Source organism: Streptomyces sp. W16, from assembly GCF_033194735.1.
In the GTDB taxonomy this organism is placed as follows: domain Bacteria; phylum Actinomycetota; class Actinomycetes; order Streptomycetales; family Streptomycetaceae; genus Streptomyces.
This window is the reverse complement of sequence record NZ_JAWOAI010000423.1, coordinates 1-8,910: the sequence shown is the minus strand read 5'-3', so window position 1 is coordinate 8,910 and position 8,910 is coordinate 1. Positions and strand designations below refer to the sequence as shown.

Annotated in this window: 10 protein-coding genes; 7 read left to right on the top strand and 3 right to left on the bottom strand. The window is 69.1% G+C overall.

Annotated features, from left to right (window positions below; genetic code table 11):
• Window positions 1-25: 25 nt before the first annotated feature.
• Window positions 26-181 carry a hypothetical protein gene (locus R6V09_RS38745; RefSeq protein WP_019062518.1) on the bottom strand — a complete coding sequence of 52 codons (156 nt, stop codon included), beginning with the start codon at window positions 179-181 and terminating at the stop codon, window positions 26-28.
• Window positions 182-407: 226 nt separating this feature from the next.
• A complete protein-coding gene (gene phoU / locus R6V09_RS38740) occupies window positions 408-1,097 on the bottom strand; it encodes a phosphate signaling complex protein PhoU (protein ID WP_200712019.1) in 690 nt (229 codons plus the stop codon).
• 232 nt (window positions 1,098-1,329) lie between these two features.
• Here phoU and R6V09_RS38735 point away from each other — a divergent pair, with 232 nt between their 5' ends.
• Complete coding sequence (locus R6V09_RS38735; RefSeq protein ID WP_317886167.1) at window positions 1,330-2,583, top strand: sensor histidine kinase; 1,254 nt, start codon at window positions 1,330-1,332, stop codon at window positions 2,581-2,583.
• Window positions 2,580-3,260 carry a response regulator transcription factor gene (locus R6V09_RS38730; RefSeq protein ID WP_009340348.1) on the top strand — a complete coding sequence of 227 codons (681 nt, stop codon included), beginning with the start codon at window positions 2,580-2,582 and terminating at the stop codon, window positions 3,258-3,260. The genes R6V09_RS38735 and R6V09_RS38730 overlap by 4 nt, the downstream gene beginning before the upstream one ends.
• Before the next feature lie 101 nt (window positions 3,261-3,361).
• On the opposite strand, the gene R6V09_RS38725 is transcribed toward R6V09_RS38730, so the two are convergent.
• Complete coding sequence (locus tag R6V09_RS38725; protein WP_317886166.1) at window positions 3,362-4,015, bottom strand: DUF461 domain-containing protein; 654 nt, start codon at window positions 4,013-4,015, stop codon at window positions 3,362-3,364.
• Between the two features lie 589 nt (window positions 4,016-4,604).
• Here R6V09_RS38725 and R6V09_RS38720 point away from each other — a divergent pair.
• From R6V09_RS38720 to R6V09_RS38700, 5 genes are all read left to right on the top strand, one after another.
• The gene (locus R6V09_RS38720; protein ID WP_003953493.1) at window positions 4,605-5,087 is read left to right on the top strand and encodes a CarD family transcriptional regulator; all 483 of its coding nucleotides are present in this window, start codon (window positions 4,605-4,607) and stop codon (window positions 5,085-5,087) included.
• Window positions 5,088-5,400: 313 nt separating this feature from the next.
• Window positions 5,401-6,153 (top strand): 2-C-methyl-D-erythritol 4-phosphate cytidylyltransferase, encoded by a 753-nt coding sequence (gene ispD / locus R6V09_RS38715; RefSeq protein ID WP_317886165.1) that lies wholly within the window; start codon window positions 5,401-5,403, stop codon window positions 6,151-6,153.
• Window positions 6,143-6,637: a 2-C-methyl-D-erythritol 2,4-cyclodiphosphate synthase gene (gene ispF, locus R6V09_RS38710; protein WP_317886164.1), complete on the top strand. Its 495-nt coding sequence runs from the start codon at window positions 6,143-6,145 to the stop codon at window positions 6,635-6,637. Before ispD ends, ispF begins: the two co-directional genes overlap by 11 nt.
• 136 nt (window positions 6,638-6,773) lie before the next feature.
• Window positions 6,774-8,174, top strand: a complete 1,401-nt coding sequence (cysS, locus tag R6V09_RS38705) for a cysteine--tRNA ligase (RefSeq protein ID WP_317886163.1) — start codon at window positions 6,774-6,776, stop codon at window positions 8,172-8,174.
• Between the two features lie 121 nt (window positions 8,175-8,295).
• On the top strand, window positions 8,296-8,910 hold a 615-nt coding region (locus R6V09_RS38700), incomplete at its 3' end, for a TrmH family RNA methyltransferase (RefSeq protein WP_317886162.1).

Sequence of the window (8,910 nt, the reverse complement as noted above, 5' to 3'; positions counted from 1 at the left end):
AGGCCCCTCCGGGAGCGGGCGGCGGTCAGCCGCACTGGCAGGGATTGCCCGACTGGCATCCGCACCCGCAGCCCGAGCCGCAGCCGCAGGCGCCGAAGAGCGGGAGGCTCTTGATCTCGGCGGGCTGCTGCGTCTCGCGCTCCTGCGTCGGGTCCGGCGTCGTGGCGGGGGATTCGGCCATGGGTCCTCCTGGAGGCTGGTGCCTGTGCCCATCGGATGCTGCCCATTGGATGCCCGTTCCGCTGGGCGCATCAACGGCGCATTGGGGCTTTCCGCCCCGACCGACCTGGCTCCGCCCCGCACCCCGCCCCCTCCAAAAGGTGTGGGGTCAGCTCTAACCAGTCACAGTGCGTGACAACGGTTAGAACTGACCCCACACCTTTCAGGCGAGCTTCCGGTCGGCAGGCCTAAGCCCCTTCCGCCCCCGTCGCCGGCTGGATGTCGGGCTGCAGCTCGTCCGCGTGCTCACCCGTGACCAGGAACACCACGCGCTTCGCCACCGACACCGCGTGGTCGGCGAACCGCTCGTAGTAGCGGCCGAGCAGCGTCACGTCGACCGCCGTCTCGATGCCGTGCTTCCACTTGTCGTCCAGCAGGTGCTGGAAGAGCGTGCGGTGCAGCAGGTCCATCGCGTCGTCGTCCTGCTCCAGCTGGAGGGCCAGATCGACGTCCTTGGTGATGATGACCTCGGCCGCCTTGGCCATCAGGCGCTGGGCGAGCTGGCCCATCTCCAGGATGGTCGCGTGCAGGTCGTGCGGCACCGCGCGGTCCGGGAAGCGGAGCCGGGCGAGCTTCGCCACGTGCTGGGCGAGGTCGCCGGAGCGCTCCAGGTCGGCCGACATGCGCAGGGACGTGACGACGATCCGCAGGTCCGTCGCCACCGGCTGCTGGCGGGCCAGCAGGGCTATGGCGCGTGCTTCCAGGTCGTGCTGGAGGTCGTCGACCTTCTTGTCGGCCTCGATGACGCTCTCGGCCAGCTTCAGGTCGGAGTCCAGGATCGCCGTCGTGGCGCGCCCGATCGCCGACCCGGTCAGCCGGGCCATCTCCACCAGACCGTCACCGATCGAGTCAAGTTCCTCGTGGTACGCGTCCCGCATCAGGGTTCCCTCTCCTACGTTCGCTTCGGGGGCTCAAGGGGCCCCGGGCCTGTCGGTTGTGACGAAAAACCGGCCCTTCCACCCCACGCTCCCACGTTCCCGCTCCTACGCGACGGTTTCCGCCACCCCAAATGAACCAATACTGGCTCCAAGGTGAACTCTGGGCGACGAGTGTTCGAGGTCGCACTCCGATGGCTGTGGCCAGGAGGTATCCCATGCCTAACCTGGTGGCATGGACGTGAACGCGGCGGTCGCCGCAGCGGCAGCGATCGCCGGGGTGCTCACCGGCGTCATCGCCATGCTGGCGTTCCGCTGGAGCGAACGCGACCAGAAGCGACCGACCAGGACCTCCCTGCACACGGACCCGGTGCTTCCGCCGGGCGTGGACACCGTCCTCTCGGTGCTCCGCTCCTCGGCCGTCGTCCTCGACGAAGCGGACGCCGTGGTCAAGGCCAGCTCGGCGGCGTACGCCCTCGGACTGGTCCGTGGCGGGAAACTGTCCGTCGACCCCATGCTCACCATGGCCCGGGACACCCGGCGCGACGGCGAGATACGCCAGGTCGAGCTGGATCTGCCCCGGCGGGGCACCGGACGCGGCGAGGCACTCGCCGTGTCCGCACGGGTGGCCCCGCTCGGCTCCCGGCTCGTCCTGCTCCTCGTGGAGGACCTCACCGAGGCCCGCCGTATCGAGGCCGTACGACGTGACTTCGTGGCGAATGTCAGCCACGAACTGAAGACCCCGGTCGGCGCGCTCTCCCTCCTGTCGGAGGCGGTCATGGACGCCTCCGACGATCCTGAGGCGGTGGAGCGTTTCGCCGGCCGGATGCAGATCGAGGCCACGCGCCTGACCAATCTCGTGCAGGAGCTCATCGACCTGTCGCGGGTCCAGAACGACGACCCCCTCGAAGACGCCGAACCGGTGCGCGTCGACGAACTCGTCGCCGAGGCCATCGACCGCTGCCGGCACCAGGCCGGCACCAAGCAGATCACCATGGCCGCCGGCGGCACCGCCGACCTGCACGTCTGGGGCAACCGCGGCCAGCTGGCCGCCGCCCTCGGCAACCTCGTCGAGAACGCCGTCAACTACTCGCCCGCCCGCACCCGAGTCGGCATAGCCGCCCGCCGGGTGAACGCGCCCGGCGGCGACCACATCGAGGTCGCCGTCACCGACCAGGGCATCGGGATATCCGAGAAGGACAAGGAGCGCGTGTTCGAGCGCTTCTACCGTGTCGACCCGGCCCGTTCGCGGGCCACCGGCGGTACGGGTCTCGGGCTGGCGATCGTCAAGCACGTGGCCGCCTCGCACGGCGGGGAGGTCACGGTGTGGAGCTCCGAGGGACAGGGCTCCACGTTCACCCTGCGGCTACCGGAGGCGGGTGCGGCCCGCGACCGTGCCCACCAGCACCCCGACCTCGACGACGAGGCCGAGGGGTCCCCTGATCCATCCCCGTACGAACCGCTTCCCGCCCCGGAGGTCCTTCCGTGACCCGAGTGCTTGTCGTCGAGGACGAGGAGTCCTTCTCCGACGCCCTGTCGTACATGCTCCGCAAGGAGGGCTTCGAGGTCGCCATTGCGACCACCGGGCCCGACGGACTCGACGAGTTCGAGCGCAACGGCGCCGATCTCGTCCTGCTCGACCTGATGCTGCCGGGCCTGCCCGGCACGGAGGTCTGCCGCCAACTGCGCGGCCGTTCCAACGTCCCCGTCATCATGGTGACGGCCAAGGACAGTGAGATCGACAAGGTCGTAGGCCTGGAAATAGGAGCCGATGACTACGTCACCAAGCCCTTCTCGTCCCGCGAACTGGTCGCCCGTATCCGGGCCGTCCTGCGCCGCCGCGGCGAGCCCGAGGAGGTCACCCCGGCCGCCCTCGAAGCCGGTCCGGTCCGCATGGACGTGGATCGCCACGTGGTCACGGTCTCCGGCTCCAAGGTCGACCTGCCCCTCAAGGAGTTCGACCTGCTGGAGATGCTCCTGCGCAACGCGGGCCGCGTACTGACCCGCATGCAGCTCATCGACAGAGTCTGGGGCGCCGACTACGTGGGCGACACCAAGACGCTCGACGTCCACGTCAAGCGCCTCCGCGCCAAGATCGAGCCGGACCCGGGCGCGCCGCGCTACCTGGTGACGGTCCGCGGCCTCGGCTACAAGTTCGAGCCGTAAACCGCGATCACACTCTTAGCGGCGCTACGACGATGGGCGGGACCTCTCCGTGAGGTCCCGCCCATCGTCGTAGCGAATGCGACTGTCGCTACGGCCGCTGCTCAGCCGGCGGAAGCCGTGGCCGTCGCCGTGGTGCTCTCGGAGGCCGAGTCGGACGGCGTGGCCGACGTGCTCTTGCCCGGCTTCGCCGACGCGGAGGTGGTCGCGGTGGCGCCCTCGGCCGGGGTGGGGATCGAGGTCGGGCCCCACTTGGTGAAGTAGTTGTCGGCCGGGACGACGAAGGCGCTCAGGCTCACCGCGCCGGTCGTGCTGAGGGTGAAGGTGACCTTCTGGGCGTTGCCGTCCTCAAGACCGGTACCGACGTCGGTCAGCGCGGCGGAGGCGTTGCCCTTGCCGCCCAGGACGAGCGAGCCGAAGGCCGGGACGACCAGCTTGCCCTTGCCCTTCGCGGGGGTGAGCTTGGCGGTGCCGACGCCGTCGACGCTCACCGAGTCCAGGGTCTGGGGGTTCTTGCTGGTGTTGAACAGGGTCGCGGAGATCACCGCCGGGCCCGTCGGCTGGGGGGTGGCATCAGAGATGGGCTGGGTGATGACGAGGGCGTTCTGCACCTTGATGTCACCGACGGAGACGGCCGCGTTGTCCGGCTTGACCTCCAGCGTCTGTGCGTCGTTGCCGGCACCGCACGCGGCGAGCGAGGCGATCGAGAACGCGATGGCGGCGGCGGCGAGGGCGCCGCGTCGAAGGCTGCTGCTCACGGCGGCGGCTACTCCTTGAACGTGGGCGGAGCAGGGCGACTCCCGAATAAAGCCGCCCTAAGTGTCTGTCAGCGGCCTTAGGTTACCGAGCCGTTCCCGCGCCACCGCACCCGACCCTCCCCCAACCGGGTACCCGTGTGCCACAAGTGACTCACGGGTCACTTGTGCCCGGCACTCGTCCGGCATTCACATAAGCAGCTCAGCCGCCCGTCGGCGGATTTTCCGTGAAGAATGCAGGGCGCCTCGAAGAATTGATCACCGGCCGTTCCGCGCCGCCTCGGTGATCAATTCCGGATTCACCTCGCACCGGACTCCGTCCACCGAACGGAGTAGCGGAAGTCGAGCACTTGGAACCAGACATTTAGGGACGTTCGTCCACTTGGAGGCGCCTCCGGATGTGTGTAACGTACGCGTTTCACCCCGCCCGGAGAGCTGCTCCGACCTGCGAATACCCTCTTCCGCCCGGCCTCCGCAGCACGTTCCTGTTGCAGTTGTCAAGCCCCGAGATGTGCCCTGACCTGCGAAAACGCCATTCAGAACGCGCAGTTTCCGTGTTACCCTGGATAGCCACGGAAGGGGTACCTGTCACATGACGTTCAAGGTTGGCGACACCGTGGTCTATCCCCATCACGGGGCCGCGCTGATCGAGGCTATCGAAACTCGCCAGATCAAAGGCGTGGACAAGACCTATTTGGTGCTGAAGGTCGCTCAGGGTGACCTGACGGTGCGTGTGCCAGCGGACAATGCGGAGTTCGTCGGCGTACGTGATGTGGTCGGTCAGGACGGGCTGGACCGGGTCTTCGAGGTGCTGCGCGCTCCGTATGCCGAGGAGCCCACGAACTGGTCGCGTCGTTACAAGGCAAATCTGGAGAAGCTCGCCTCCGGCGATGTCATCAAGGTCGCGGAAGTCGTCCGTGACCTGTGGCGTCGTGAGCGCGAGCGCGGACTCTCCGCAGGTGAGAAGCGCATGCTCGCCAAGGCTCGCCAGATCCTGGTGAGTGAGCTCGCGCTCGCGGAGAACACGAACGAGGACAAGGCCGAGGCCCTGCTCGACGAGGTTCTCGCGTCCTGACGCAGGCAACTGGTACGCCCTGCTCAGCACACTGAAATGCCGTGGCGCCCGATGACAGCTCCCTTGTCGCCGGGCGCTTCGGCATGTTCAGGGGAATTTCCGAGACCCCGACTGCGACTCCGTCGAAGACTCCGAGACCTGAGACTCCGACTCCGACTCCGTCGAACGTCGGAGAGACATCCCCCGATAATGGTGTGCCGGGCCCGGGCAGCAGGCTCGACCGGTGTCACGGAAGGGTCCGGTCAAGGCGTCGCGCCCGGCACTCCTCAGGCCATACCCACGTAGGTCGAGCACACAAACCTGACAGGAACCGATGTCTGACGATTCGCGCTCTTCGCAGGCGCAGTCCTCCGTCGCCGCCGTGATTCCGGCCGCCGGCCGGGGCGTACGCCTCGGCCCGGGCGCCCCCAAAGCGCTACGCGCGCTGAACGGCACCCCCATGCTGATCCACGCGATCCGCGCACTGGCCGCGTCCCGCGCGGTCTCCCTGGTCGTCGTAGTGGCCCCGCCCGACGGCGCCGCCGAGGTCAAGACCCTCCTCGACGCCCACGCACTGCCCGAGCGCACCGACTTCCTGGTCGTCCCCGGCGGCGACTCCCGCCAGGAGTCCGTGAAGCTCGGCCTGGACGCGCTGCCCCCCGGCTACGACGTCGTCCTCGTCCACGACGCGGCCCGCCCGCTCGTCCCGGTCGACACGGTCGACGCGGTCATCGAGGCCGTACGGGACGGAGCTCCCGCCGTAGTACCGGCGCTGCCCCTCGCCGACACGGTCAAGGAAGTCGAGCCGGCCGCGCACCCCGGCGACCCGGAGCCGGTGGTCGCCACCCCCGAGCGGGCCCGCCTGCGCGCCGTACAGACCCCGCAGGGCTTCGACCGCGCCACGCTGATCCGCGCCCACGAGACGGTCACGGACAACGTCACCGACGACGCGAGCATGGTCGAGCAGCTCGGCCTGACGGTCGTGGTCGTCCCCGGCCACGAAGAGGCCTTCAAGGTCACCCGCCCCCTGGACCTGGTCCTCGCGGAGGCGGTCCTGGCCCGCAGGAGGCTGAACGATGGCTTCTGAGCCGTACCCCTTGCCGCAGGTCGGCATCGGCACCGACATCCACGCCTTCGAGGAGGGCCGCGAGCTGTGGTGCGCCGGCCTGAAGTGGGAGGGAGAGGGCCCCGGCCTGGCCGGCCACTCCGACGCGGACGTCGTCGCCCACGCGGCCTGCAACGCACTGTTCTCGGCAGCGGGCCTGGGCGACTTGGGCCAGCACTTCGGAACCGGCCGGCCTGAGTGGTCGGGCGCGTCCGGCGTCACGCTCCTGACGGAGGCCGCGAGGATCGTCCGCGAGGCGGGCTTCACCATCGGCAACGTCGCCGTACAGGTCGTAGGGCCGCGCCCGAAGATCGGCAGGCGAAGGGACGAAGCGCAGAAGTTGCTGTCGGAGGCGGCGGGTGCTCCGGTGTCGGTGTCGGGCGCGACGACGGACGGCCTGGGCTTTCCAGGGCGGGGCGAGGGTTTGATGGCGGTGGCAACAGCGCTGGTGGTCAAACACGGTTAACTGGTCCGACTTCTAGGGGCGCGGGGCTGTATCGATTTGCGGCTCCGCCGCGGGGCGCGACCAGCCCCCACCGGCCCGCAGACAACAATCGACCCAACCGTCTGAGGCACAGGGAAACGCCCACTACCCTTGTACCGTGACCATTCGCCTGTACGACACCAGCACCCGGCAGATTCGCGACTTCACCCCGCTCACAGCGGGCTGTGTCTCGATCTACCTGTGTGGTGCCACCGTGCAGGCCGCCCCGCACATCGGCCACATCCGCTCGGGCCTGAACTTCGACATCCTGCGCCGCTGGTTCGAATACCGCGGCTACGACGTCACGTTCATCCGCAACGTCACCGACATCGACGACAAGATCATCACCAAGTCCCGTGAACAGGGCCGCCCTTGGTGGTCCATCGGTTACGAGAACGAGCGCGCGTTCAACGACGGCTACCAGGCTCTCGGCTGCCTCGCGCCGACGTACGAACCGCGCGCGACCGGCCATGTGCCCGAGATGATCGAGATGATGCGCGGGCTCATCGAGCGCGGTCACGCCTACGAGGCCGACGGCAGCGTCTACTTCGACGTGCGCTCCTACCCGGACTATCTGCAGCTGTCGAACCAGGACATCGACGACCTGCGCCAGCCCCCCGAGGACGGCATCACCGGCAAACGCGACCCGCGCGACTTCGCCATGTGGAAGGCGACCAAGCCGGGCGAGCCCGACTGGGAGACCCCGTGGGGCCGCGGCCGGCCCGGCTGGCACCTGGAGTGCTCGGCGATGGCGCACAAGTACCTGGGCCCCGCCTTCGACATCCACGGCGGTGGCCTCGACCTGATCTTCCCGCACCACGAGAACGAGATCGCCCAGGCCAAGGGCTACGGCGACGACTTCGCGCAGTACTGGGTGCACAACGCCTGGGTCACCATGAGCGGCGAGAAGATGTCGAAGTCGCTCGGCAACAGCGTGCTGGTCAGCGAGATGGTCAAGGTGTGGCGGCCCATCGTGCTGCGCTACTACCTGGGCACCCCGCACTACCGCTCGATGATCGAGTACAGCGAGGAGGCCCTGCGCGAGGCCGAGTCCGCGTTCGCGCGGATCGAGGGCTTCGTGCAGCGGGTCGTTGAGAAGGCCGGGGGAGTCGTCGAGCCCGCGGCCGAGGTGCCGCCGGCGTTCGCCGAGGCGATGGACGACGACCTGGGCGTGCCGCAGGCGCTCGCCGTCGTGCACACCACGGTCCGGCAGGGCAACAGCGCGCTGGCCGCCGACGACAAGGAAGCCGCCGTAGCGCGTCTCGCCGAGGTGCGCGCCATGCTCGGGGTGCTCGGACTCGACCCGCTGGACCCGCAGTGGGCCGGAGAGTCCGACCACGGTGAGGATCTCCATGGCGTCGTCGACACCCTGGTGCGGATGGTCCTCGACCAGCGCGAAGCGGCCCGGGGCCGTAAGGACTGGGGCACCGCGGATGCCATCCGCGACCAGCTCAACCAGTCCGGCCTGGTCATCGAGGACGGCCCGCAGGGCCCACGCTGGACCCTCGGCCCACGCTGAACCCACCCCGGTCAACGAAGATCGACTGTGCCGCCCGGCCCTCCGGGCGGCACACTGCATAGACGTACGTATTCATTCGTATCCATCGCATCGCCCAGACAGACACACAGACAGGTAGGTCATGGCAGCCAACAACCGCCGCATGTCCGGCAAGAAGGGCGCGCAGGTCGGCAGTGGCGGCCAGCGGCGCCGGGGCCTGGAAGGCAAGGGTCCCACCCCGCCCGCCGAGGCGCGCAAGGGCCACAAGAAGAACCGCATCGCCAACTCCAAGGCCAAGCAGGTCCAGCGCCGGGCACCGGTCGCGCGCGGACGCGGCGGCAAGGGCACGTCCGAGATGGTCGTCGGCCGCAACCCGGTCGTGGAGGCGCTGCGCGAGGGCGTTCCGGCGGTCACGCTCTACGTCCAGCAGTTCATCGACAACGACGAGCGGGTGCGCGAGGCGCTCCAGCTGGTCGCCGAGCGCGGTGGCGTCCACCTCATGGAGGCCCCGCGTCCCGAGCTGGACCGCATGACCAACGGACTCAACCACCAGGGCCTGGTCCTCCAGGTCCCGCCGTACGAGTACGCGCACGCCGAGGACCTCGCCAACGCGGCCTACGACAAGGGCGAGGACCCGCTGATCGTCGCCCTCGACGGGGTGACCGACCCGCGCAACCTCGGGGCGATCGTCCGCTCCGTCTCCGCGTTCGGCGGCCACGGCGTGCTCGTGCCCGAGCGGCGCGCGGCCGGCATGACC

Excerpts from the sequence above, each read along its gene's own strand:
- R6V09_RS38745 (WP_019062518.1), bottom strand. The coding sequence starts at position 181 with ATGGCCGAATCCCCCGCCACGACGCCGGACCCGACGCAGGAGCGCGAG.
- phoU (WP_200712019.1), bottom strand. The coding sequence starts at position 1,097 with ATGCGGGACGCGTACCACGAGGAACTTGACTCGATCGGTGACGGTCTG.
- R6V09_RS38735 (WP_317886167.1), top strand. The coding sequence starts at position 1,330 with ATGGACGTGAACGCGGCGGTCGCCGCAGCGGCAGCGATCGCCGGGGTG.
- R6V09_RS38720 (WP_003953493.1), top strand. The coding sequence starts at position 4,605 with ATGACGTTCAAGGTTGGCGACACCGTGGTCTATCCCCATCACGGGGCC.
- ispD (WP_317886165.1), top strand. The coding sequence starts at position 5,401 with ATGTCTGACGATTCGCGCTCTTCGCAGGCGCAGTCCTCCGTCGCCGCC.
- ispF (WP_317886164.1), top strand. The coding sequence starts at position 6,143 with ATGGCTTCTGAGCCGTACCCCTTGCCGCAGGTCGGCATCGGCACCGAC.